This window comes from Marinobacter sp. R17 (assembly GCF_003789045.1).
Taxonomy (GTDB): domain Bacteria; phylum Pseudomonadota; class Gammaproteobacteria; order Pseudomonadales; family Oleiphilaceae; genus Marinobacter_A; species Marinobacter_A mangrovi.
On sequence record NZ_RHGZ01000013.1, the window covers coordinates 97980 to 122162 of the forward strand.

The window sequence follows — 24183 nt, forward strand, 5'->3', positions numbered from 1 at the left end:
GCGCAGTGTATCACGGCGCTTCTCACCACACGCTATCGGAAAGGCTGGCCTGTGGGCGGCGCCGATCGGTCGCCGCCCACAGGCGAGGAATGCGCCGGGTCAGAACAGTCCGCTGTCGTCGTAGGCTTCGAACTCGAACCGTAACCGGACGTCATCACCGACCATCAGGGGATTCAGGCCGTAGTCCATGCCCCACTGGCTTCGCTGCAACGTGGTGGTCGCTGAGAAGCCCAGGGTGAACTTCTCGTGGCCGAATGGATAGACCCCGGCCTTGTTCAGCGTTAAATCCAGCGCGACCGGGCGCGTCTGTCCCAGCAGCGTCAGGTTGCCATGCAAGACACCGGTGGTGGCTGTCTTCTTCTCGAACCGCGTGACCTGGAAGGTGATGTCCGGGTATTTCCGGCAATTGAGAAAGTCAGCTTTGCACAGGTGCTCGTCCCGCTCCTTGTGGTTGGTAAAGACGCTCTTGCTCTTGATCACCACCTTGCCCTGCGTCAGTTCACCGGTGCCCTTGTCATAGGTAAATCCACCGTTGGCCTCCCGAAAGAAACCGAGGACGTCGTCGAAGCCCAGATGATTGACCGCAAACAGCACGGAAAAGTGGTCCGGGTCGATTTTGTACTTGATCGGCTCGGCTGCAGCCGATGTGTTGAACAGCCCGAAGCAAAGCAGGGCAGCGAATAGATGTCTCATAGGTGTCATCGGGACGTCTCCTTGGCATCGCGGTAAGCAAGCAGCCAGATACTGTCTCGGCCGAAGGAATAGACAAGCAGGGTGAGGGCAATGGTCAGCAGACCCGCTGCCCAGCCTTGGGACACCCAGGGCAGCAGGCAGACCATGAGCGTGACCAATTGCCAGACGCAGACGGTCTTGCGAAGGCGACTCTCGGGCAGCGGCGCGCGGAGTCCAGGGATCAGTCCACCGGCAATGACGAACAGGTAGCGCATCAGGCCGATGGTCAGAACCCAGGGGCCGACTTTGCCCTGTGTGATCAGCAGCGCGCAGAGCACCAGCATCAATGCCGCGTCCAGCTCCATATCGAAGCGGGCACCGAAAGCCGAGGCGCTCTGGGTGCGGCGTGCCGTGGCGCCGTCGACACCGTCCATGATCAGGGCGATCAGGCTGATCCAGGCGATGATCCAGGCGTGCTGGGCAGCATAGTGCGAGAACGGTATAAAGGCCGCCGCAATGCAGACCAGCGTGCCTCGACTGAGCGTCACCCAATTGGCGGGCCCGAGGGTGCTGTCGTCCGGCGGGCGTTGTCCAGATGGCGTCCTGGACCAGCAGATTCCAACCGTCGTGACCAGCACCAGGCCCGTCAGAAACGCCGACGCCAGATAGAGGCTCGGCAGGCTCAGAGCGCGACCCAGCAGTCCGGCCACCAGCATAACGGTGAACAGTGCGGCACCCAGTTCGGCGGTCACGCGCCACCGCATCCGGGCAGCGAGCTGATGGGACATATCGGGGCCCTCGTTCACGTTGGATGACGGAATCCATCCCTTGCATCTCAACACAGTTTACGCCTTTATGAGCGGGGTGGATTGACGTTAAGGATACATCCTATGGCAGAAACAGGGGCACGACCGGATTACCAGGGTAGGGCATTCTGGGTCACCGGATACCGGCGGGGTGAATTGCGGCCGGTGCAGGTCTCCCGTCAGCAGTTGGCCGAAACCGGTGACGTGATTGTCGAGACGCTCTACAGCGGCATCAGCCGGGGAACGGAAAGCCTGGTTTTCCACGGCCGGGTGCCTGAGTCCGAACACGCGCGAATGCGCTGCCCGTTCCAGGAAGGGGACTTTCCTTTTCCGGTCAAATACGGCTACGCCAACGTCGGACGTGTGCTGGAAGGCCCGTCTTCCCTGAAGAACCGTGTGGTTTTTTCGCTGTTCCCTCACCAGACCTGTTTCCGCGTTCCCGAATCCGCGGTTGTGCCGCTGCCGGAAGGGCTGCCGCCGGAGCGAGCCGTCCTTGCCGCCAACATGGAAACGGCTGTCAATGCGCTTTGGGATGCGACGCCGCGAGTCGGCGATCGTGTGGCGGTCATCGGGTGCGGCGTTGTCGGTTGCCTGGTGGCGTGGATGGCCCGGCGCATCCCGGGAACCCGCGTATTGGCCATCGATCCGGATCCCGACAAGGCGGCGATCCTGGAGCAGCTGGGCGTACACTGGCGCGCCGAAAGCGATGGACGTGACGATTACGATCTGGTGATCCACGCCAGCGGTCATCCCGATGGCCTGGAAACCGCTCTCGGTCTGGCCGGCGTCGAAGCGCGTATTGTTGAGATGAGCTGGTATGGCGATCGGCCGGTCCCGCTGAGTCTGGGCAGCGCCTTCCATTCGCGACGGCTCTCGCTGATCGCCAGCCAGGTTGGCAGAATAGCGCCGGTGCAAAGTGCTCGCTGGAATCACCGGGAGCGCATGGCGCTGGCGCTGAAGCTGCTGCAGGCGCCGGAACTCGATGTACTGATCCATTCGGAGTGCCGTCTGACGGACCTGCCGTCAGCGATGGCGTCCGTGACGACGGCGGACAGCGGCGTGCTGTGCCACCGGGTGATCTACTGATGGATGAATGGATGAAAGGAACCTGCTTATGTTCAGCCTGACCGTTCGCGATCACATGATGATCGCCCACAGTTTCCGGTCGCCACGCTTCGGACCGGCCCAGGCCCTGCATGGAGCGACTTATGTTGTGGACGTCACCTTCTATCGCGACGAACTGGATGCAGACGACCTGGTGGTGGACATCGGATTGGCCGGTGAGCAACTGCGTGAGGTGGTTGCGGAATTCAATCTGGGCAACCTGGACGACCACGAGGAATTCAGCGGACACAACACCACCACCGAATTCATGGCCCGAGTGGTCCACCAGCGCCTGGCCGCGCGGATTCGGTCCGGTGCGCTGGGGGCCGAAGCCCAGGGGCTGAAACGACTCAGGGTGACACTGGGCGAATCCCATGTGGCCTGGGCCAGCTATGAACAGGACCTCTGATTCCATGGCCATTGTCTTTCTGGTCGCCGGTGATCCCGGTCAGCGTACCGGAGGCTACGGCTACGTGCGCCGTATTGTTGACGGATTGCGGCGCCGGGGTGACCGCGTCCACCTGCAGGGTTTGGAGGGTACGTTTCCGGATGGAGATGCCCGGGCGTGCGATGCCATGGACAGCGCGCTGGATGCCTTGCCGGATGGCACCCGCGTTGTCATCGACGGACTTGCCCTGTGTGGCCTACCGCCACTGGCGAACCGCCACCTGGAGCGCCTGGCTGTCATGGCCCTGGTGCATCATCCGCTGGCGGATGAAACCGGGCTGGATGAGGCCGGGCAGGCGCATTACTTTGCTACGGAGAAGGCGGCGCTCCAGGCGATCGAGCGCGTCATCGTAACGAGCCCGTTTACCGCAGAGCGTCTTAACGTCTACGACGTGCCGCCATCGCGAATCGAGGTGGTCATTCCGGGGGTCGCACCGCCGTCGCAAACGGCACCGGACAGCCCGCTGCAGCCGGGAGATCCGTTCCGTTTCCTGTGTGTGGCCACGTTGGGGCCCCGCAAGGGCCAGGATCTGCTGGTCTCGGCCCTGACGCAGTGCGTGGATCTGGATTGGCAATGCTCGCTGGCCGGTTCCCTGGATCGTCACCCGGATTATGTGACCAGCCTGCGTCGCCAGATCGACGAGGCCGGTCTGGGTGATCGGGTGCATTGTGTGGGAGAGCTGGACGATGAGGGGCTCGATCAGGCCTACCGCTCTGCGGATGTCTTTGTCTTGCCGTCCTGGTACGAGGGCTACGGTATGGTCATCACCGAGGCGATGGCTTATGGCCTGCCGGTCATTACCACGACGGGCGGCGCGTTGGCTCACACGGCATCCAGTGAAGCGGCGATCAAGGTGACACCGGGGGACGTGGATGCGTTGGCGGTGGCACTCCGGCAGGTGATGACGATGCCTGGACGTCTCCAGCAACTGGTGGCCGGAGCGGCGTCGGAGCGGCGTGCGCTGCCGTCTTGGGATGATGCTGCAGGTCAATTCAAGGGCGCCATGGCGAACCTGATCGGCGACCCGCCATCCAGGGCGTTGGAGTAAGTCGTGCCGCATCCTTCGACGGTATTTGACAGCGAATGGCTTTCTATCCGTGAAGCGGCCGACCATTCGGCCCGCAGCGAATCGCTGACCGCACGACTCGCGGATTGGCTGGTCGATCGCGACGCCGCAAACCTCCGTCTGTGCGATCTGGGCTGCGGCAGTGGATCGAACGTCCGCTATCTCGCGCCGCGACTGCCGGCCGGTCAGCGGTGGTGTCTGGTGGATCACGATGCCGGGCTGCTGACGCTGGCCGCGGAGCGCTGCCGCGACCTGCCCGGTGTTTCCAGCGTGGAGACACTTGAGGGTGACCTGGTTGGCTCTCTGGACACGCTGATTCCGGAAGGCGCGGTGCTGATCACGGCGTCGGCCCTGCTGGATCTGGTATCCGAACAATGGCTCTCTCGATGTGTCTCGCTCGCCGCGAGGCGGGGCGCCGCCTGTCTGATCACCTTGAGCTATAGCGGCGACGTGAGCCTGACGCCAGCCTTGGCGGAGGACGACGCGGTGATTCAGGCGGTCAACGCCCACCAAAGGCAGGACAAGGGCGGCGGACCGGCGCTGGGTCCCGATGCCTGGTCGGTCTGTGCATCGCTGTTCCGGGAAGCCGGCTTTTCGGTCTTTCACGAGCCATCCGTCTGGTCACTGGATGCCTCACAGGCGGCGTTGCAGGACAACCTGCTGACCGGCTGGGCGCGGGCCGCCGGGGAATGGTTGCCGGACTCTGCACCTTCCGTATCGGCGTGGCTGGACCAGCGGCTGCAACGGGTTCGGCGCGGTGAAAGCCGGATCCGGGTGGGTCACCAGGATCTGCTGGCCTTGCCGCCGGGGTCCGGTACCGTCGGAAGCGACGCCTGATATGCGCCGCTGGCCGGTTTGGCTTCGCTGGGGTTGGACGCTGGCGGTGCTTGTGGCCGCGCTGTTGGCCTTCGACAGCGCGCAGGTGTTGTCCCGGCTGGGTCGGCTGTCGGCATCGGGGCTTATCGCAGTGCTGGCGCTGGCGCTATTGCAGGTGGTGCTGTCCGCCGGACGCTGGCGGTATACGGCGCGCTTGCTCGGTTTGCCATTGCCCTGGTCGGAGGCCGTGCGGGAATACTTCCTCGCCAGCTTCATCAACCAGGTGATGCCCGGGGGTGTGCTGGGGGACGCCAATCGTGCCCTGCGTCACGGTCGCAGTACCCAGCAGAGTCTGTCGGCCCTGAATGCGGTGCTGATCGAACGGTTGGCTGGCCAGATCGTGCTGGCCGGGCTGGCGATTCTGGCCTGGTGGTGGCTGATGCCTGGGGACGTCGTTGCCCGCATGATGGAAGGGCTCCAACTGCCGGGTTGGTCGCTGGTCTTGGCCGCGGTGATGATCGGGCTGCTTGTCGCGTGCCTGTGGTCGCGCCTGGCCTTTGCCATCCGGTCCTTCCTGTCGGCGCTGCATTTTGCGCTGCTAAGGCCGCGTGTGCTGCTGGTTCAACTGGGTGTCTCGCTGCCGATTATCCTCTGCTACGTCGGCGTGTTCCTGATCCTGGCCCGGGATCTGGGGATGAGCATGCCCGTATCGTTGCTGATTCCCGGGGCACTGGCGCTCCTGTTGGCGATGGTGCTGCCGATCACCGTCGCCGGTTGGGGCGTCCGCGAAAGCGTGGCCGGCATTCTCTGGGGGCTGATGGGCTATTCCCCGGCGGACGGACTTGCCCTGAGTGTCGCCTATGGCCTGGTGTTCCTGGTGGCGAGCGCGCCCGGTCTTGTGTGGTTGTGGCCGATCAGAAGGGCGGTTGCCTGAACCGCATGTCGAACAGGTAATCGCTGCCGAGACGGAACGGCACCGTCTCCGGCCGCAGCGCCCCGTCCAGTTCATCAATCTCGGGAAGCTGTAATGCAGGAATGCCGCTGCCAATGATCATCGGTGCAACGATCAGGTGCAGGTGGTCCAGGCACCCGGCGTGCAGGAACTGCGACACCGTCTGGCTGCCACCTTCGATAAAAATCCGGCGATAGCCGCGGGCTTGCAGGCAACGAATGATGTCCGCCGGCGTCACCGAGCCGGACTCGCCCGTCACCTGAATCTCATCGGCCTGGCAGGGCGCATCGCCTACCAGACGAAACGTCGGGGCGGCAGCCTGGTCGAAGACCACTTGTTCGGGCGAAACTCGCCGCCGGGGATCGATCACGGCACGGTCCGGATTATCACCATCGACCCGTCTTACGGTGAGCTGCGGATTATCGGAGTCCGCCGTACCGGCGCCCACCACCACAATATCGGCAATGGCGCGCAAACGGTGCAGGTGATCCAGTCCGTCGCAGCCGTTGATGTAGTGGGAGGCGCCGGTCACGGTCGCGATGCGCCCATCCAGGCTCTGGCCCACCTGGGCATACACCAGCGACCGGTTTACCGGGTGGCACAGGGGCAGCAAAGAGCCCAGCAGGTCGGCGACCTCCACGTCGGCCGGTTGTCGGTGTAACTCCCATGATCCATCGTCGAACGTGGTGATGACGGGCCCTTCCGGAGCGTCTGCGGGGAACGGGCCGGTCTTGTCTGATCGCGCCAGTCGCCGAATCAGGCACCAGGCCTCTGCAGCCTGCAGTAATGGTCCTGCCATAAGTCTGTTGGATCCGTGCTTTGGATGTTGGGGGTCTGGATAATTATACGGTGGCGTTTGCCGCCGGATTGTCGGTTAACGCAGCAACCGCAGATTGAAACGGGCTGTTTCTCGAAACGTGTCGGCCAACGTGGCGGCAAAGTGGGCCACCAGCTGACGTCCCTGATCCGCGGTTGCCCGGCTGGCGCGTCCGACGACACCGACCGGGTTCAGATCCTGGCCCATCCAGGCGAAAGCGGCGTCGCCCTCTGGCGTCAGATGACGGTTGCCGGCGAGTCCGGTTTCCTCAAGCGACTGGAAGTGGTCAATCAGATCCTGCCGGACCTGATCCGGAGCCAGGTGCAGCATCATCGCGGTTTCCAGCTCGCCGCCGTGGAGGCCGCGGCGGAGTTCTTCCGGCTCGATCAGGGTCTCAGGAATGCGGTAGCGGAAGTAGTTGGCCTTAACCACCAGCATCCCGAAGCGCTGTCGCAGCTGGAGGGCCGCGAGGTCAATAATCTGCCGGTTACCGCCGTGGCTGTTGAAGATGACCAGCCGGTGAATGCCGCTGGCGGCAACGGATTGGCCGATATCCACCAACACATCGATGGCCGTGTCCGGGCGCAGCGAGAGTGTCCCCGGGAAGTCGCTGTGCTCAAGGCTGAGGCCGATCGGCAGGGTCGGCAGAACCAGAAGTTCGGCGTCGTCAAAGCCGTTAACGGCGGCTTGAAGGATGCCTTCGCCGATAATCCGGTCCGTGGCCAGCGGCAGGTGAGGGCCGTGTTGCTCAATGGCCGCGACCGGTAGCACCGCAATGCTGGCATTGCTGATGCGCTCTTTCAGCTCGACCGTGGTGAGGGCCTGCCAATCCAGGGTGGAATAAGTCATGACGGTCGCCTCCTTGTCCTGCGATACAGGGAGTATAGTGTGCTGGAAGGGTTTCGTATGCTCTTGGGGCGACGTATTGAACCGATTGATTTATGACCGTTTTCGGTCAGTCTTGCGATTGCGTGAGAGCGAACCCATAAGGTGTAATGGTGGCCTGTTTCTCTTTGATCGTTCCGGCAGGAGTAGCCTTTGTCCGATTCCTTTCTGACAGACCTGACCCTGATCGACGGACTGGCCCACATGCGGCTACCGCAGTCGACTGACGCGCTTTGGAGCGATGCCAGCCTCGATGCGTTCTACCGTGATGTGCAGTCTTTGGATAGGCGCCAGGATGTGCGGGGGCTCGTCATCGAGGGCCAGCCGGGGCAGCCATTCTCCCACGGTGTGGATCTTGCTTTGTTCCATGAAGGCAGCAAGACCGCCGGCGCCGGGGTGAATCGCGAGTTTGGTCTGGCGTTCAACGCCCTGCGCCGTTTCCCGGGGGTTTCGGCCGCCGCACTGACCGGCGATGCCGCGGACGCCGGGCTGGAATGTGCGCTATGCTGTGACTTCAGAATTGCGGAGCCCTCGGTGCGCCTTTCGATGGTTCCGGCCCGCTATGGTCTGGTCCCGGTCGGTGGTGGTAGCCAGTTGTTGCCGCGCTTGGTGGGCGAGGTCTGGGCCAAGCGTTTGTTGCTGTGTGGCGAAACCGTTAACGCCGAAACGGCACTGGCCATCGGTCTGGTCGACGCCATTAGCGAGCCGGGGCAGGCGAGTGAGCTGGCTTCAGACTGGGTGCGCCGGTCGTTCCGTCAGGGACCGCAGGCCGTGCGGGCGACCAAGCAACTGATCGAGCATGCGCGGATGCGTCCGCTGGAGACCGGCTTTGCCGCCGAGCGTGACTGGATGGTGGAGCTGCAGGGCACCGCCGAACAGATTGAAGGCATACAGGCCGCCGACGCGGGACGCACGCCGCATTGGCCGGACCATGAGGGAGAAGGGGGAGATCGGTGATGCGGTATATGACGTCCTTTCATCGACGCCTGCGGGTGCTGCGGGAGTCCAGACAGCTGTCGGTTGCCGACATCGCCCGCCTGTGTGACGCCGATGAGCGCCGGGTCGCCGGCTGGGAAAGCGAAAACCCGAAAACCCGGACCTTTCCCGATATCGACGAACTGATGGACCTCTGTCTGAAAACCGAAACGCCCCTGGAAGCCCTGCTGGATTTCGAGGATGCACCGGATGCGGGGCAGTTGGAGCTGCCGGGTCTGGCGTTTGATTCCAATGCGGATCTGGGACGGGTGCTCGAAGAGCTGGAGCGGGAAATCGAACGGCTCAAACCGACCGAAGAAGAGATGGAAATGCTGCGCCGGTTCCGCAATACCACTGCGGAGAACCGGCGCATGGTGATTCAGCTGCTCGGCTGAATCCTCGCTTTATGCGTTGCCGTTCTTGTAGATGTTCTCGTAGACGTAGTTGGTCGCGTCAACGAAGCCATCCACGCTACCGCAGTCAAAGCGGCGGCCGCGGAATTTATAGGCCAGCACGCAGCCTTTCTGGGCCTGGTGGAGCAGGGCGTCGGTGATCTGGACTTCGCCGTTCTTGCCCGGTTCGGTGTTCTCGATGATCTCGAAGATATCCGGCGTGAGAATGTAGCGACCGATGATCGCCAGGTTGGACGGCGCGTCTTCCGGAGCCGGCTTCTCGACCATGTCGGTGATGCGATACAGACCGTCCTTCATCGGCTCGCCCGCAATCACACCGTATTTGTGCGTCTCGTCTTCCGGCACTTCCTCAATGGCCACGATCGAGCAGCGGAACTGCTTGTAGAGTTCGGCCATCTGCGCCAGCACGCTGATATCCCCCGGTTCGGCCACGCAGAAGTCGTCCGCCAGGACGACGGCGAACGGGTTGTCGCCCATCAGGTTACGACCGGTCCAGATCGCGTGACCCAGGCCTTTCATTTCGTTCTGACGGGTAAAGGAGAAGGAGCTGTTGTCGATCAGCTCACGAATGGACGTCAGCAGGTTTTCCTTGCCTGAACCGGCAATCTGGTGCTCCAGCTCATAGCTGATGTCGAAGTGGTCCTCGATGGCGCGCTTGCCGCGACCGGTCACGAAACCGAATTCATGGATGCCGGCTTCCGCTGCTTCCTCAACGCCATACTGCACCAGCGGCTTGTTGACGATGGGTAGAATCTCCTTGGGCATGGCCTTAGTGGCCGGGAGAAAGCGGGTACCGTAACCGGCAACGGGGAATAGGCACTTCCTGATCATATGAATCGTCCTTATTAGCGGTTCATTCAAACCTGTCCATGACCGGGCGACGGCCCGTCCGGGGAAAGGTCTCCGGAACATTTCAGGTTTTGCACAAAGTTTGCCAAGTGTAACCAAGTTGATATGACAAATGGAGACATGCCCGCTTACCACTTCGTCACTTTGACGTAATTCTGGCGCCTCGGCCGGATAAAGATCGCCCGCCAACCCCCAGTATCCGGCGCTTTCCGGGTGACAGGCAAGTTCCGGCAGGGGCCACTTGTCGTGTGTTATCGATCCATCAAACGCCCTGATGGTCCGGTTACATTTTTCTGTCCGGTTATACGACAAGTTTTGTCATGGCGTTGTGCACCGAGTTGGGGCGGGATTCGGGTTGATTTTCAGAATGGTGCCCGTGACATCGTGACGGATTTTGAAACCGTTGTGCCAAGCGATTGAAAACACGCCTCTTGTGGCAGTATCAGGTCGCCATGGAGGGGGTAAAAAAGGTGGCGATCGAGGGGGCTAAAAGGCAGCAATCTATCTCCAGAAACTACATACAAACTTGGATACAACTTGTTGTTTTTCGTTAAAAATTAAATTTGTAAATTTTTGATAGTAAGGGCTGGTATGTGACCTGCATCTTGCCTATAGTCGGTACTGCCAACGCATACCGTGCTTGTTGTTTCGCGATGGGTTCATCGTGGGCAACAGGACCATCCCAAGTGTTGCCGTCTGGGGTCTTCGGTACAACGATTTTCTTCAATTCCATTGACCGAAATAGTCGGGTGCCTCCGTGCGCCTGATGGGGACGCTTGTTTGTGAGATTTTGGGCACTTTTGGCATTTGTCGGCTGCATCATCAGCACCCAGGGTGGTGCCGTGGTGCGTTTTGCCGAGCCAGACCCGGGTGCCGGCTATGAGCTGGGCAGCGCCCTCGGTGCGTCTTTTGCCAATGGATCGGAGCAGGACGGCCGCGGCTGGTTGACCTCCCGGTCCCGTCCGGCGACCAAGCCTGATCGAACCCAACTGCAAACCGACTGGCCGTCCGGCCGTTGTGTTCCCATCGATTCCGTTCGTCTGCCCGGATTGAGGCTGTTGTCCAGCCGGGTCGTCACCCGCGTTCACGCGCTGGTGCAGCCGGAGACACGCCAGTGCCTGGATCCGGATCGCCTCAATGGACTTGCCAATCGCATCAACCAGGTGCTGGAGCAGGAGGGTGAGCAGGACACGGTGGCCTGGCTGCCGGAACGCCCCATTGTGAATCATGTCCTGACGCTGCGCTTTCGCAATGCCGCGATGGGTGAGACGCGTCGGGCGTCCGCCCAGCCCCGGGCCCATGCCGCTCGTTTTTCGTCGCCGCGCGGCACGGCGCTGGTTGCAACCGATACGCTGCCGTCGTACACGTTCGGGCGCTGGAGTCGTCCTTCCGGCCTGGCCAACGTGGCGCCGGTGGAAGGCGCAGAGCCGACATCGAAGGCCTCCAAAGCGCCGACGGTGCGCTTCCAGCACGTCCATCGTCATTGGCTGGGCTCACACCTTCAGGTGGCGGGGAATTCCGCATCTACCCGGGACCAGCGCAGCGGTCAGATCGGCCTGGAAGCGGACGACCTCATTCGCGATAACCATGCGCTCAGACTCAACTTCAACGAGTCGGTGTCCCAGCGTATCGAGAACGAGGCGGAAGCGTTCTCTTTCCACTATGCCTTTCCGCTGGGCGCGAGTCGCCTCAGCTTTGATGTGGATAATTTTTCCTACCGCAGTACCGTGCAGGGTGACGACGGAAAATACGATGCCAGCGGCGAAGGCCGCAATGTCTACGTCAGCGGGCGCCGCTCGCTGTTCTCTCTATACGGCGTGCAGTTTGACAGCATCATGAGCCTGTCGGCGCAGGACGCGTCTTATTACGAGGACGGGGAGTGGGTGGAAGACTCTTCCCGGCAGAAGTCGCTGTTCACGCTGGAAGGCAGTACCTCCCATGAGTTGTGGTACGACGTGATGGCGACAACCCGGGTTTCCGCCGTCAGCGGCCTGGAAGTGGTCGGCAAGGAATACGACATGGAAGAGGACTTCAACGAGGATGATGCGTTTCGCAAATATTCGCTGTCCGCAGCCCTCTCGCGCGATTTCTTCGACTGGCAGTGGGGCGTCAGCGGGCATTACCAGTTCTCGCCCAACGATCTGCCGGATTCCGAGTACATGACGGTGGCCGGAGCCTCCATGATCTCCGGATTCAATGGCCAGAGCGTGAGTGCCGCCGAGGGCGGGTGGTTGCGCCTGGATGCCAGTAGCCCGCGCTTCGACACGCCGTTGATGCCGTATATGCGTTCGGGTCTTCGCTTCTCGGTCTTGCAGGGCTGGGTGCCGTACACGGCAGAGCAGGCCGACCGCTATGGTTCCGCCAGCGCCGCCGAGATCTCTCTCAGCATGCAGGGGCGTGGCTTCCAGGCCGGTTTGAGTGTGGGCCGGATGCTCGGTGCGTCCAGTCTGGCGACCACCAAGCCTGATATGCCGGACGTTTCTCTCTCGCTTTCCATGGGCCTTTAGCGGATTGCAGCGCTGCTTGGGCCGCACGGTTCTTATCCTGTCTGCCTCCATGGGCCGTCACCCGACGGTCTATGCGTCTGCCCATCATTCCGACATATTCTGACGATACGCTCGAATTGGTCATATACTGACCATGAATCGGGGCTGGCGCGTGTCGGTTCTGAGACGTGTCTTACAGAGATGTCACTTGAAGCATAAGCTACTGACAGTGTTACATTAAAAACTCTGGTACGTCGGAAACGACCAGGGACTCCCACTGGGCGACGGTCTTCGTCACTCGACAGAAGCTGCCCAGGAGCCCGTCACGCGCCGGACAGGTCATGGAGTTGGCGTCTCGGCTTCTGACACCCCTTTGAACCTCTGAAACGACGGAGATGGATTGTCCATGCTTTCAGCCCGATTGCTTATGTTCCTGCTCGGCCCAGCGATGCTCCTGGCCGCCAACGTGGCCAGTGCCTTCGGGCTTGAAGATGTGGAACAGATGGCGAAAGCACGTGCCGGAAAGCCCTATGAGGCCCCTGCATCGGCCCCCCAGTTCCTGCGGGATCTGAGCTACAGCGATTACCAGGCGGTTCGCTTCAAGCCCGAGGCCGGTCTCTGGCGGGAAGGCCGCTCCCGCTTCCAGGTGCGCATGTTCCCGCCGGGCAGCTACTATTCTCACGCCGTCACACTGCATGAAGTGGACAGCGAGGGCGTCGAGCCCATCAACTTCGACAAGGCCAACTTCACCTATCCGAACGACGCGTTTGCCAAGCGCGTTCCCGCGGACCTGGGCTATGCCGGTTTCCGCCTGACGTTCCCGATGCACAAGGAAACCGACCAGGAGCAGTTCATGGTCTTTGGTGGCGCCAGTTATTTCCGTGGGCTGGGGCGCGACAACCGGTTCGGGTTGTCGGCTCGGGGGATTGCCATCAACACCGGGCTGCCTTCCGGTGAAGAGGTGCCCAGCTTTGTGGAATTCTGGCTCGAACGGCCCGCCGGAGGCAGCGACACCATGCGCGTTTACGCGCTGCTGGACGGCCCCAGCCTGACCGGCGCCTACCGCTTTGATATTCATCCCGGAGCCAGCACGCAGGTCGATGTGACCGCCCGGCTGTTTTTCCGGGACAAGGTTGAGCTGCTCGGACTCGCCCCGCTGACCTCCATGTTCTATTACGGCAAGAATACCGTACGTCCGGTGGGTGAGTGGCGGCCACAGGTCCACGATTCCGATGGCCTCCTGATCCACGATGGCGGCACTGGCGAGTGGCTGTGGCGCCCGCTGCTGAATCCGCGCAAGTTGCGAATGAGCTACCTCCAGGCGGAAGATCTCAAAGGCTTTGGTTTGATGCAGCGGGATACGCAGTTCGATCAGTTCGAAGATCTGGAAGCCCGCTACGACAAGCGACCCAGTGCCTGGGTGGAGACCAAAGGCGACTGGGGAAAGGGGCACGTGGTCCTGGTGGAGATTCCGACCCGCTCCGAGGTGAACGACAACATCGTCACCTTCTGGCAGCCGGATGGCCAGGTCAAGGCCGGCGATGAGCGAACCCTGCAATACACCCTCAGCTTTGGCGCCCCGTCCATTGCCAAGCAGCCCACGGCCCACGCTACGCAGACGTTTGTCGGCGAGGGCAACCGGATTGGTGGCGGCAATGTCGAAGGGGCCTATCGACTGATCGTGGATTTCAAGGGCGGCGAGCTTGACGGCCTGAAGCCTGATGCGCCAGTGGTCAGCCAGGTATCCGGCGGTGACCACGTCAAGGTGGTCGAGCATTTCGTCGAGTACAACGAACCCACCGACGCCTGGCGGCTGTCCATGCTGGTGCGGCCTGATCCGGATGCGGATATGACCCTGCGTGGCTTCCTGAGCCTCGAGGGTAAGCCGCTCACCGAGACCTGGACCTACCAATTGCCGGTCGGCTCGGATCTGCGGGCGCCCAAGGAATAAGGCCAACAGGGAGGACGAGCGATGAAACGAGCGGTCTGTCAGCAAGCCCTGGATCGATTGATTGCCTACCTGCGGGGCTGCGGCGTGGAGATTACGTCGGAAAACTGCCGCAAGGCGCTGCAGTTGGTGGACCGGGCATTGGCCGAGGCGGGAAGCCACGAGGTCATGGCCCGGGCCATGGACATGATTCCCGAATACTTCGACCTGCCACCCCTGGCCATCCCCATGCAAAGCCCGCCGCTGATGCGCGGCAGTATCGGATACCATACCAATGTCTGAAGCGCTCCAGGAGCGAACCACCCAAGACGCCATCCCGGCGAAAGCCTCCAAACGCTACCGTTGGCGGGGCATCGCCTTTATCCGGCGCAGCCTGCTGATCCTGTTTGTTCTGGGGCAGACCACCGTGGCCTGTTATTACCTGCTGTGGGTCCTGCCTTACCACGGCGGTACCGGCGTCGAGCTGGGGCTGCTGATTCTGTTTGCGCTGCTGTATTCCTGGATTGCCGTGGGTTTCTGGACGGCAATGCTGGGCTTTGTGCTACGCCTGTTCGGCGGGGATCGGCGTTCTTTGATGCACCGCCATTCCGCGGAAGAGCTGGACCAGACGCCGTTGGGCAAAACCGCGGTAATCATGCCGATCTACCATGAGCCCGTGCACCGCACACTGAGCGGCTTGAAGGCGGTCTATCAGGACATTGAGCGGGCCGGCCAGATCGAGAATTTTGAATTCTACATTCTCTCCGACAGCCGGGATCCGAACGTCTGGCTGGAAGAGCAGGCCACCTGGCAGCGCATGGCCGAGGAACTGGGTGCCGAAGGCCGGATGTTCTACCGGCGCCGGACCGTGAACCTGAACTATAAGAGCGGCAATGTCGCGGATTATCTGCGCCGCTGGGGACGCCGCTCCAAATACATGGTGGTACTGGATGCGGACAGTCTGGTCAGCGGCCAGACGCTGGTGCGCATGGTCCAGCTGATGGAGCGCGAGCCGCAATGCGGCATCCTGCAGACCAACCCGACGCTGATCAACGGGCAGTCCCTGTTCGCCCGGATGCAGCAGTTCGCCAACCGGGTGTATTCGCCGCTGTTCGCCACCGGGCTGGCGGCCATCCAGATGGGCGACGCCGCCTTCTGGGGGCACAATGCGATCCTGAGGGTCGATGCGTTCATGGAGCATTGTGGCCTCAGGAAGCTGCCGGGCTTTGGTATCTTTGGCGGCCCGATTCTCAGCCACGATTTTGTCGAGGCGGCCTACATGGGCCGGGCCGGCTATGAAGTCTGGCTGGAGCCTGAGCTGGGTGAGAGTTACGAGGAATCGCCGCCCACGCTGTCCGATGAGTTGACCCGGGATGAACGCTGGTCCAAGGGCAATATCCAGCACCTGTGGATCATGCTGTTCGGCCGCAAGCTGCGGTTCGCCCACCGCATGGCCTTCATGAACGGGATCATGGCGTATTGCGCGTCGCCCCTGTGGCTGGCGTTCCTGATCCTGACCACCGTCGAGGCAGCACAGATGGCGTTGTCGCCCATCGACTACTTCCCCGAAGGCCACCAGGGGCTGTTTCCCCTGTGGCCGGAATGGCGACCGGAGTGGGCGCTGGGGCTGGCACTGAGCACCATGGCGTTGCTGTTTATTCCCAAGTTCCTGGCCATCCTCGATGCGCTGATTCACCGCAAGTCGAAGTTTTTCGGTGGCTTTGGGCGTCTGTTCGTCAGCGTGCTGATTGAGATCGTCATCTCCGTATTGCTGGCGCCGGTTCGCATGCTCGCTCACAGCCGCTATGTGCTCGGGGCCTTCATGAACTTCTCACTCAGCTGGGCGGGGCAGAACCGGACGGAGGAAACCACCTGGCGGCAGGCCATCGTGACCCAACTGCCGGGCCTGATCGTCGGCGCCTCCTGGTCGGCGTTCGCCTGGAGTCTGGACCCGCTGTTTTTCCTCTGGTCCTTGCCCGTAGCGATCCCGCTGGTTTTGGCGGCACCGACCTGTGTTTACCTGAGCCGCGTGAGCATCGGTGAACGGTTGCATCGCCGCCGCCTGCTGCTGATTCCCGAGGAGATCAATCCCAGTCCGCTGCTTGACGACGCCGAGATCAGTCGCGAGGCCGAACCCGAGGAATCACCACTGACAAACTTTGAGGAAGCGGTCCTGCGGCCGCGGCTGAACCAGATGCACCAGGCGCTCGCCGGCCGCCACCGCCGCCGTGTGCGGGCGGAGGTACTGGCCAATCTGGTGCAGCGTTGTGTGCGGGAAGGCCCCGAAGGCCTGACCCGGAGTGAACTGAGTCACCTGTGCCGGGATCAGGAATCCCTGGCTGCATTGCACCACGAGGCCTGGCGCGCCCGCCCTGACAGCTACTGGGGCAGTCGTATCGATAAGCTCGCCGCGGGCGACTGATCGGCGCCGGCCCGCATCGTTCCACGGTAAAAGGGAGGGGAATACCCGGATGGATCGTCGTACAGTGATGAAAATGCTCGCCGCCGCCGGAGTGCAGGGCTTGCCCCTGTCGGCCCTGTTGAACAGCTCTCTGGCCAACGCGCGGCCCATTGGTGAGCCGCAGGCGTTCAGCTACGCGTGGCTCAAGGGGCGCGCACGGGAGTTGGCCGCCAAACCGTTTGAGTCGCACGAGGGCGAATTGCCCCGCTCGTTGAAGAACATTTCGTGGGACGATTACCAGGCCATCCAGTTCCGGCCGGAAAAATCGCTCTGGCAGGACGAGGGCAGCGCCTTCCGGGCCCAGCTGTTCCACCTTGGCCTGTTCTTCAAGACACCGGTTCACATCTACGAGGTGACAGACGGCAAGGCGCAAGAGCTGGGCTACGATCCCTCGTATTTCAGCTATTCCGGTAAACAGCCGTTGGGCGAACTGCCGGAAGATCTGGGCTTTGCCGGCTTCCGCATCCAGTTCCACACCAACTTCAAGCTGGATCTGGCCGCGTTCCAGGGCGCGAGCTATTTCCGCGCTGTCGGCAAAGACATGCAGTACGGCATGTCCGCCCGGGGCCTGGCGATCGATACCGCCACCGATCACGATGAGGAATTTCCCAAGTTCACCGCCTTCTGGCTGGAAAGGCCCAAACCCAACAGCACCAAGCTCACCGTCTACGCGCTGCTGGATTCGCCCAGTACCACCGGCGCCTACGTGTTCGACCTGTACCCCGGTCGCAACATGGTGATGGACATCGGCTGTGCCCTGTATCCACGCAAGCACATCGAACGGGTCGGCATCGCCCCGCTGACGAGCATGTACCAGGTGGGCGAAAACAGCCAGCGCATGGACTACGACTGGCGACCTGAAATCCACGATTCCGATGGGCTGGCCATGCACAGCGGTGCGGGCGAGTGGATCTGGCGCCCGTTGGTCAACCCGCGCGGCATCCGGGTAAACACCTTTGTCGACAAAAATCCGAGAGGCTTCGGCCTGCTCCAGCGGGACCGGGATTTCGACCACTACCAGGACGATGGCGTGTTCTATGACAAGCGCCCGAGCGTCTGGGTCGAGCCAAAGGAAGACTGGGGGAAGGGCAGCATCATGCTGGTGGAGATTCCCACGGTGGACGAGACCTTCGACAACATCGTGGCGTTCTGGAATCCCGAGAAGCCGCTGGCGCCCAATCAGGAGCATCTGTTTTCCTATCGCCTGAACTGGGGCGAGCAGGCGCCGGTCAAGCCCTATGAGCTGGCCACTGTGCGCGCTACCCGGACCGGTCTGGGTGGGGTGGTCGGCCAGAAGCGCGAGTACTTCTCCTGGCGGTTTGCGGTGGATTTTGCCGGCGGCATGCTGGATATGCTGGGCGAGAACGCCAAGGTCGTCCCGGTGATCACGAGCAGCCGGGGTCGCATCGAAATCACCTCTGCGCGTCCGCTGCATGAGATTAACGGCTATCGAGCGATGTTCGACCTGGTACCGGACGACTCCGAAGAGCCTATCGATCTGCGCCTCTACCTGAAGCTGGACGATCAGCCCCTGACCGAAACCTGGGTCTACCAGTACACCCCGCCACCCAAGGATCAGCGCAAGATCTACTGATTCCTGTCCTTTCTTTGTCAACAATCCGGGAGTCGGCTTTCCCGGATTGTTGACAAAAATGATATCCAAGCGTAGTTTTCTCGCCATCACGGATATTATTGTCGACAAAAATGCTTGATACCGTCACTCCAACGCAGACCCGTGCAGACGAAGCCTTCGAATGTCTGCAAACCGCGATCGTCAAGGGCGAGCTGGCCCCAGGCGAGAAAATCGGTGAGGTGGAACTCTGCGAACGCTTCAACCTGACCCGCGGTCCGCTGCGCGAAGCCCTGGGTCGCCTGGAATCCCGCGGCCTGCTGGTCCGCCGTCCCCACGCCGGTTTCAAAGTGGTTTCCATCAACGGCGAAGAACTGCTTGAACTCTATCGTATCCGCGAAGCCATGGAAGGCCTGGCTGCCTGCCAGGCCGCCGAGCGTATGACGGACGCCGAAATCGATGATCTGCAACGCCTTCTGGACCGTCATGAACAGATGGTGGACGAAGCGCAGGGACAGGCGTATTACCAGCATGAAGGGGATTACGATTTTCATTACTGCATCGCCATGGGCAGCCGCAACCGGAAGCTCAGCCAGATGCTGCTGGGCGACCTGTACTACATGGTGCGCCTGTACCGTTACCGGCTGAGTACGTCCGCCGGCCGCCCGCACCGGGCACTTCGAGAACACCGCAGTATCGCCGACGCCATCGCCAACCGGGATGGGGAATTGGCCCAGTTTCTGATGCAGCGCCACATCAATGCGGCGCGGCTGAACATCGAGAAGAAGATTCAGGAAGGTGTCCTGACATTCTGAATGGGGAGAGTTTATGAGCCAGTCACTTACTGCCGGGGCCCGTTTCCGCAAAGCCCTTAAAGAAAACAATCCGCTGCAGATCGTCGGCACGGTCAATGCCTATTGCGCCATGATGGCCGAGAAGGTGGGCCATCAGGCCATTTACCTGTCTGGCGGCGGTGTCGCCAACGCCTCCTACGGGCTGCCCGACCTGGGCATGACCACCATGAACGACGTGCTCGAAGACGTCCGCCGCATTACCGCCGTGACCGATACGCCGCTGCTGATCGATATCGACACCGGCTGGGGTGGGGCGTTCAACATCGGCCGCACTATCAAGGAGATGGAGCGCGCCGGCGCGGCGGCGGTTCACATCGAGGACCAGGTGGCCCAGAAGCGTTGCGGCCATCGCCCCAACAAGGAAATCGTTTCCCAGGAAGAGATGGTCGATCGTATCAAGGCCTGCGCCGATGCACGCACCGACGAGAATTTCTTCATCATGGCCCGGACCGACGCCTTCCAGCGTGAAGGTCTGGAGCCGGCCATTGAGCGGGCCAAGGCCTGCATTGAAGCCGGTGCCGACGGCATTTTCGCCGAAGCCGTGACCGAGCTGGAACACTACCGTGCCTTCTCCGAAGCGCTGGACGTGCCCATCCTGGCCAACATCACCGAATTCGGCGCCACGCCACTTTACAACACCAAGGAGCTTGCAGAAGCCGGCGCCGACATGGTGCTGTACCCATTGAGCGCTTTCCGTGCCATGAACAAGGCTGCGCTGACCGTCTACCAGAACATCCTGGAGAAGGGCGACCAGAAAGATGTGGTGGACATGATGCAGACCCGCATGGAGCTGTACGATTTCCTCAACTACCACGAGTTCGAACAGAAACTGGACGCCCTGTTCAAGCAGCAGAAAAGCTGAGTAGCACGGGCCGCTGATTTGCGATCGCGCGCTCAAGGCACTCGATCGCCAGACACCACAAGACGCTAAATAATCGCAAACAACGACGCACAAGGTGACAACCATGGCTGAGAAAAAACTGGGCGGCGCTGGCCTTCGTGGCCAGGTCGCAGGCGAAACCGCACTCTGTACCGTGGGCCAGAGCGGAACCGGTCTGACCTACCGGGGCTATGACATCACGGATCTGGCAGACAATGCCCAGTTTGAAGAGGTGGCCTACCTGCTGTTGCGCGGCAAGCTGCCGAACCAGCAGGAGCTGGACGCCTACAAGACCAAGCTGCAGGGCCTGCGGGCACTCCCGGATGCGCTCAAGGCCGTTCTGGAGCAGATCCCCAGGGACGCGCACCCGATGGACGTCATGCGTACCGGCTGCTCCATGCTGGGCAACCTGGAAACCGAAGAGGACTTCAGCGAGCAGGACGACAAGATCGACCGCATGCTGGCAGTGTTCCCGAGCATCATCACCTACTGGTACCGCTTCGCCCATGAAGGCGTGCGCATCGAGACCGACGGCGACTGCGATTCCATCGGCGGGCATTTCCTGGAGCTGTTGCACGGCAAGAAGCCCAGCGAGTTGCACGAGCGCGTGATGAACGTCTCGTTGATCCTCTATGCGGAGCACGAATTCAACGCCTCCACCTTCACCGCACGGGTCTGTGCCTCCACCCTGTCTGACATCCACAGCTGCGTGACCGGCGCCATCGGCACATTGCGCGGTCCGCTGCATGGCGGCGCCAACGAGGCGGCCATGGCCCTGATCCAGAAGTTCCAGACACCGGACGAGGCCGAGCAGGGCCTGATGGGCATGCTGGAGCGCAAGGAAAAGATCATGGGCTTCGGTCATGCGGTCTATCGCGAGTCCGACCCGCGCAACGCCATCATCAAGAAATGGTCCGAAAAGCTGTCGCAGGAAGTGGGCGACGAGGTGCTGTACCCGGTCTCCGTGCGCTGCGAAGAAGTGATGTGGCGTGAGAAGAAGCTGTTCTGCAACGCTGACTTCTTCCATGCCTCGGCCTATCACTTCATGGGTATCCCGACGGAGCTGTTCACGCCGATCTTCGTGATGTCGCGGGTGTCCGGCTGGACCGCCCACGTGAAGGAGCAGCGTGAGAATAACCGGATCATCCGCCCGAGCGCGGACTACACCGGTCCCGAACACGCCGAGTGGCTGCCGATCGAGAAGCGCGCGTAAGACGCGTTCCCCTCTCTCCAAGCCTCTCGCCTGCCAGGAGAGAGGCTTTTTCCCCAAGTTAGAGTTATAGCCTCCCCTCGCCCCCGGCGGGAGAGGGGCCGGGGGGAGAGGGGGATGAAGAGAGACCAACGCCACACCCGACCCATTATCGCCAAAGGTCAACCATGAACACTCAATACCGCAAGCCCCTGCCGGGCACCGACTACGACTACTTTGATACCCGCGAGGCCGTCGACGCCATCCAGCCCGGCGCCTACGACAAGCTTCCGTACACCTCCCGCATCCTGGCGGAGCAGTTGGTGCGCCGTTGTGATCCGGCCACGCTGACCGATTCCCTGAAGCAGCTTATCGAGCGCAAGCGGGATCTGGACTTTCCCTGGTATCCGGCCCGCGTCGTGTGTCACGACATCCTGGGCCAGACGGCACTGGTCGACCTGGCCGGCCTGCGGGATGCCATCGCAGAGAAGGGCGGTGATCCGGCGAAAGTAAACCCGGTGGTGCCCACCCAGTTGATCGTTGACCATTCCCTGGCCGTTGAGCATCCGGGCTTCGAGAAAGACGCGTTCGAGAAGAACCGCGCCATCGAGGATCGCCGCAACGACGACCGCTTCCACTTCATCAACTGGACCAAGACCGCGTTCGAAAACGTGGACGTGATCCCGCCGGGCAACGGCATCATGCACCAGATCAACCTGGAGAAGATGTCGCCGGTGGTCCAGGTGCGCGACCGCGTGGCGTTCCCGGATACCTGTGTCGGCACCGACAGCCACACGCCGATGGTCGATGCCCTCGGTGTGATTTCCGTCGGTGTGGGCGGCCTGGAAGCTGAAAGCGTCATGCTGGGCCGCGCGTCCATGATGCGCCTGCCGGACATCGTCGGCGTCGAGCTGACGGGCAAGCTGCAGCCGGGCATCACCGGCACAGACATGGTCCTGGCATTGACCGAATTCCTGCGTAAGGAGCGGGTTGTTGGTGCGTATCTGGAATTTTATGGCGAGGGCGCCGACAGCCTGACCGTGGGCGACCGCGCCACCATCTCCAACATGACGCCGGAATACGGCGCCACCGCGGCGATGTTCTACATCGACAACCAGACCATCGACTACCTCAAGCTGACCGGTCGCGACGACGATCAGGTGGCTCTGGTCGAAAACTTCGCCAAGCACACCGGCCTATGGGCCGACAGCCTGAAGACCGCCGAGTACGAGCGCGTCCTCAAGTTTGATTTGTCCAAGGTGGTTCGTACGCTGGCCGGGCCGTCCAACCCGCACGCGCACCTGCCGACGTCCGAACTGGCGCAGCGCGGCATTGCCGGCCAGTGGGAAGAGAAAGAGGGCGAAATGCCGGATGGCGCGGTTATCATCGCCGCGATCACCAGCTGTACGAACACCTCGAACCCGCGGAACATGGTGGCGGCCGGCCTGATCGCCCGCAACGCCAACAAGCTGGGCCTGATCCGCAAGCCCTGGGTGAAGTCCTCCCTGGCGCCGGGCTCCAAGACCGTCAAGATGTACCTGGAAGAAGCCAACCTGCTGCCGGAACTGGAGCAGTTGGGCTTCGGCGTGGTCGCCTTTGCCTGTACCACCTGTAACGGCATGAGTGGTGCGCTTGATCCGAAAATCCAGAAAGAAGTGGTCGACCGGGATCTCTATTCCACCGCGGTCCTTTCCGGCAACCGCAACTTTGATGGCCGGATTCATCCGTACGCCAAGCAGGCGTTCCTGGCCTCACCGCCGCTGGTGGTCGCCTACGCCATTGCCGGCACCATCCGCTTCGACATCGAGAAGGACGCCCTGGGTCACGATGCCGACGGCAACACGATCCTGCTCAAGGACATCTGGCCCAAAGACGAGGAAATCGACGCCATCGTGAAATCGTCGGTGAAGCCGGACCAGTTCCGCGACACCTACATCCCGATGTTCGACGTCACCCGCAAGGCCCAGGCACAGTCCGACCCGCTCTACGAGTGGCGCCCGATGAGCACCTACATCCGCCGACCGCCATATTGGGAAGGCGCCCTGGCCGGTGAGAAAAACCTGACCGGCATGCGGCCGCTGGCGGTCCTGGGTGACAACATCACCACGGACCACCTGTCGCCGTCGAACGCCATCCTGGCCTCCAGTGCTGCCGGCGAATACCTGGCGAAAATGGGGCTGCCGGAAGAGGACTTCAACTCCTACGCGACCCACCGCGGCGATCACCTGACCGCGCAGCGGGCCACCTTCGCCAACCCGAAACTGCTGAACGAAATGGTTCGCGACGACAACGGCGAGGTCAAGCAGGGCTCCCTGGCGCGCATCGAGCCGGAAGGGAAAGTGGTTCGCATGTGGGAAGCCATCGAGACCTACATGGACCGTAAGCAGCCGTTGATCATCGTTGCCGGCGCCGATTACGGGCAGGGCTCTTCCCGGGACTGGGCCGCCAAGGGCGTGGCTCTCGCCGGTGTCGAGGCCATCGTGGCCGAAGGCTTTGAGCGGATCCATCGCACCAACCTGGTAGGCATGGGTGTCATGCCGCTGCAGTTCGAGGAAGGCACCACCCGTAAGACGCTGGGTATTGATGGCACCGAGACGTTCGACGTAAAAGGGCAGCCGGCACCGCGTGCCACGCTGACGCTGGTCATTCACCGCACGAACGGTGAGAGCCAGGAAGTTCCGGTCGTTTGCCGCCTGGATACGCAGGAAGAAGTGTCCATCTACAAGGCGGGCGGCGTGCTGCAGCGCTTTGCGCAGGACTTCCTGGAGGCTGAGGCGGATAAGGCGAGTGCTTGATCAGGTTCCCCCTTTTTTTCGCGAGCCCTTCTGCCACGAGGGGAGAGCGTAGCCAACTCGAGGTTTAAGTAAATTAAGCCTCTCTCCCCTGGAGGGAGAGAGGTTTGGAGTGTGCAAACCGGCAACATAGGTAACACCTCAAACCGGGAACATGGGTGACACAAGTTACGGTATGGGCAAGGAGGATGCGCCCATGCCCTGGAGAGAGACTTGTGTAA

At 61.9% G+C, this 24183-nt stretch carries 21 protein-coding genes; 16 read left to right on the forward strand and 5 right to left on the reverse strand.

Features of this window, described 5'->3' with window-relative positions; genetic code table 11:
• Positions 1-99 precede the first annotated feature (99 nt).
• Together EB809_RS11205 and EB809_RS11210 are read right to left on the reverse strand one after the other, a co-directional pair.
• Positions 100-702, reverse strand: coding sequence for a YceI family protein (locus EB809_RS11205; RefSeq protein ID WP_123634906.1), 603 nt, complete (start codon positions 700-702; stop codon positions 100-102).
• Positions 699-1460, reverse strand: coding sequence for a CDP-alcohol phosphatidyltransferase family protein (locus EB809_RS11210; protein WP_223807919.1), 762 nt, complete (start codon positions 1458-1460; stop codon positions 699-701). The genes EB809_RS11205 and EB809_RS11210 overlap by 4 nt, the downstream gene beginning before the upstream one ends.
• Before the next feature lie 102 nt (positions 1461-1562).
• On the opposite strand from EB809_RS11210, the gene EB809_RS11215 reads away from it, so the two are divergent.
• From EB809_RS11215 to EB809_RS11235, 5 genes are read left to right on the forward strand one after another with little or no spacing between them, the layout of a single operon-like run.
• Positions 1563-2564: a zinc-dependent alcohol dehydrogenase gene (locus tag EB809_RS11215; protein WP_123634907.1), complete on the forward strand. Its 1002-nt coding sequence runs from the start codon at positions 1563-1565 to the stop codon at positions 2562-2564.
• 28 nt (positions 2565-2592) lie between these two features.
• A complete protein-coding gene (locus EB809_RS11220) occupies positions 2593-2991 on the forward strand; it encodes a 6-pyruvoyl trahydropterin synthase family protein (protein WP_123634908.1) in 399 nt (132 codons plus the stop codon).
• 4 nt (positions 2992-2995) lie between these two features.
• Positions 2996-4078, forward strand: a complete 1083-nt coding sequence (locus EB809_RS11225) for a glycosyltransferase family 4 protein (protein WP_123634909.1) — start codon at positions 2996-2998, stop codon at positions 4076-4078.
• Between the two features lie 3 nt (positions 4079-4081).
• Positions 4082-4933: a class I SAM-dependent methyltransferase gene (locus EB809_RS11230; protein WP_123634910.1), complete on the forward strand. Its 852-nt coding sequence runs from the start codon at positions 4082-4084 to the stop codon at positions 4931-4933.
• 1 nt (position 4934) lies between these two features.
• Positions 4935-5846 carry a YbhN family protein gene (locus EB809_RS11235; RefSeq protein ID WP_123634911.1) on the forward strand — a complete coding sequence of 304 codons (912 nt, stop codon included), beginning with the start codon at positions 4935-4937 and terminating at the stop codon, positions 5844-5846.
• Here EB809_RS11235 and EB809_RS11240 read toward each other — a convergent pair.
• Together EB809_RS11240 and EB809_RS11245 are read right to left on the reverse strand one after the other, a co-directional pair.
• On the reverse strand, positions 5827-6663 hold the full coding sequence (locus EB809_RS11240; RefSeq protein ID WP_123634912.1) for a RibD family protein: 837 nt from the start codon (positions 6661-6663) through the stop codon (positions 5827-5829). The genes EB809_RS11235 and EB809_RS11240 overlap by 20 nt on opposite strands.
• 75 nt (positions 6664-6738) lie before the next feature.
• Positions 6739-7530 carry a creatininase family protein gene (locus tag EB809_RS11245; RefSeq protein WP_123634913.1) on the reverse strand — a complete coding sequence of 264 codons (792 nt, stop codon included), beginning with the start codon at positions 7528-7530 and terminating at the stop codon, positions 6739-6741.
• 189 nt (positions 7531-7719) lie between these two features.
• On the opposite strand from EB809_RS11245, the gene EB809_RS11250 reads away from it, so the two are divergent.
• Positions 7720-8523 carry an enoyl-CoA hydratase-related protein gene (locus tag EB809_RS11250; RefSeq protein ID WP_123634914.1) on the forward strand — a complete coding sequence of 268 codons (804 nt, stop codon included), beginning with the start codon at positions 7720-7722 and terminating at the stop codon, positions 8521-8523.
• Positions 8523-8936 carry a helix-turn-helix domain-containing protein gene (locus EB809_RS11255; RefSeq protein ID WP_123634915.1) on the forward strand — a complete coding sequence of 138 codons (414 nt, stop codon included), beginning with the start codon at positions 8523-8525 and terminating at the stop codon, positions 8934-8936. The genes EB809_RS11250 and EB809_RS11255 overlap by 1 nt, the downstream gene beginning before the upstream one ends.
• A 9-nt stretch (positions 8937-8945) precedes the next feature.
• Here EB809_RS11255 and galU read toward each other — a convergent pair whose 3' ends face one another.
• Positions 8946-9785 carry a UTP--glucose-1-phosphate uridylyltransferase GalU gene (galU, locus tag EB809_RS11260; RefSeq protein ID WP_123634916.1) on the reverse strand — a complete coding sequence of 280 codons (840 nt, stop codon included), beginning with the start codon at positions 9783-9785 and terminating at the stop codon, positions 8946-8948.
• An 800-nt stretch (positions 9786-10585) separates the two neighbouring features.
• Between galU and EB809_RS11265 the strand changes: the two genes are divergently transcribed.
• The 9 genes from EB809_RS11265 (at position 10586) to acnD (ending at position 23965) form a co-directional block, all read left to right on the forward strand.
• Positions 10586-12310 (forward strand): ShlB/FhaC/HecB family hemolysin secretion/activation protein, encoded by a 1725-nt coding sequence (locus EB809_RS11265; protein WP_123634917.1) that lies wholly within the window; start codon positions 10586-10588, stop codon positions 12308-12310.
• A 385-nt stretch (positions 12311-12695) separates the two neighbouring features.
• Entirely contained in the window at positions 12696-14240 is a 1545-nt protein-coding gene (locus tag EB809_RS11270; RefSeq protein WP_123634918.1) for a glucan biosynthesis protein G, read from the forward strand.
• A 21-nt stretch (positions 14241-14261) separates the two neighbouring features.
• Entirely contained in the window at positions 14262-14519 is a 258-nt protein-coding gene (locus EB809_RS11275) for a hypothetical protein (RefSeq protein ID WP_123634919.1), read from the forward strand.
• Positions 14512-16638: a glucans biosynthesis glucosyltransferase MdoH gene (mdoH, locus tag EB809_RS11280; protein WP_123634920.1), complete on the forward strand. Its 2127-nt coding sequence runs from the start codon at positions 14512-14514 to the stop codon at positions 16636-16638. Before EB809_RS11275 ends, mdoH begins: the two co-directional genes overlap by 8 nt.
• 49 nt (positions 16639-16687) lie before the next feature.
• Positions 16688-18271, forward strand: a complete 1584-nt coding sequence (locus tag EB809_RS11285) for a glucan biosynthesis protein (RefSeq protein ID WP_190294873.1) — start codon at positions 16688-16690, stop codon at positions 18269-18271.
• A 110-nt stretch (positions 18272-18381) separates the two neighbouring features.
• On the forward strand, positions 18382-19062 hold the full coding sequence (locus EB809_RS11290) for a GntR family transcriptional regulator (RefSeq protein WP_123634921.1): 681 nt from the start codon (positions 18382-18384) through the stop codon (positions 19060-19062).
• A 13-nt stretch (positions 19063-19075) separates the two neighbouring features.
• Positions 19076-19963, forward strand: coding sequence for a methylisocitrate lyase (gene prpB, locus EB809_RS11295; RefSeq protein ID WP_123634922.1), 888 nt, complete (start codon positions 19076-19078; stop codon positions 19961-19963).
• A gap of 103 nt (positions 19964-20066) precedes the next feature.
• Positions 20067-21194, forward strand: a complete 1128-nt coding sequence (prpC, locus tag EB809_RS11300; protein WP_123634923.1) for a 2-methylcitrate synthase — start codon at positions 20067-20069, stop codon at positions 21192-21194.
• 164 nt (positions 21195-21358) lie between these two features.
• A complete protein-coding gene (gene acnD / locus EB809_RS11305; RefSeq protein WP_123634924.1) occupies positions 21359-23965 on the forward strand; it encodes a Fe/S-dependent 2-methylisocitrate dehydratase AcnD in 2607 nt (868 codons plus the stop codon).
• Positions 23966-24183 lie beyond the last annotated feature (218 nt).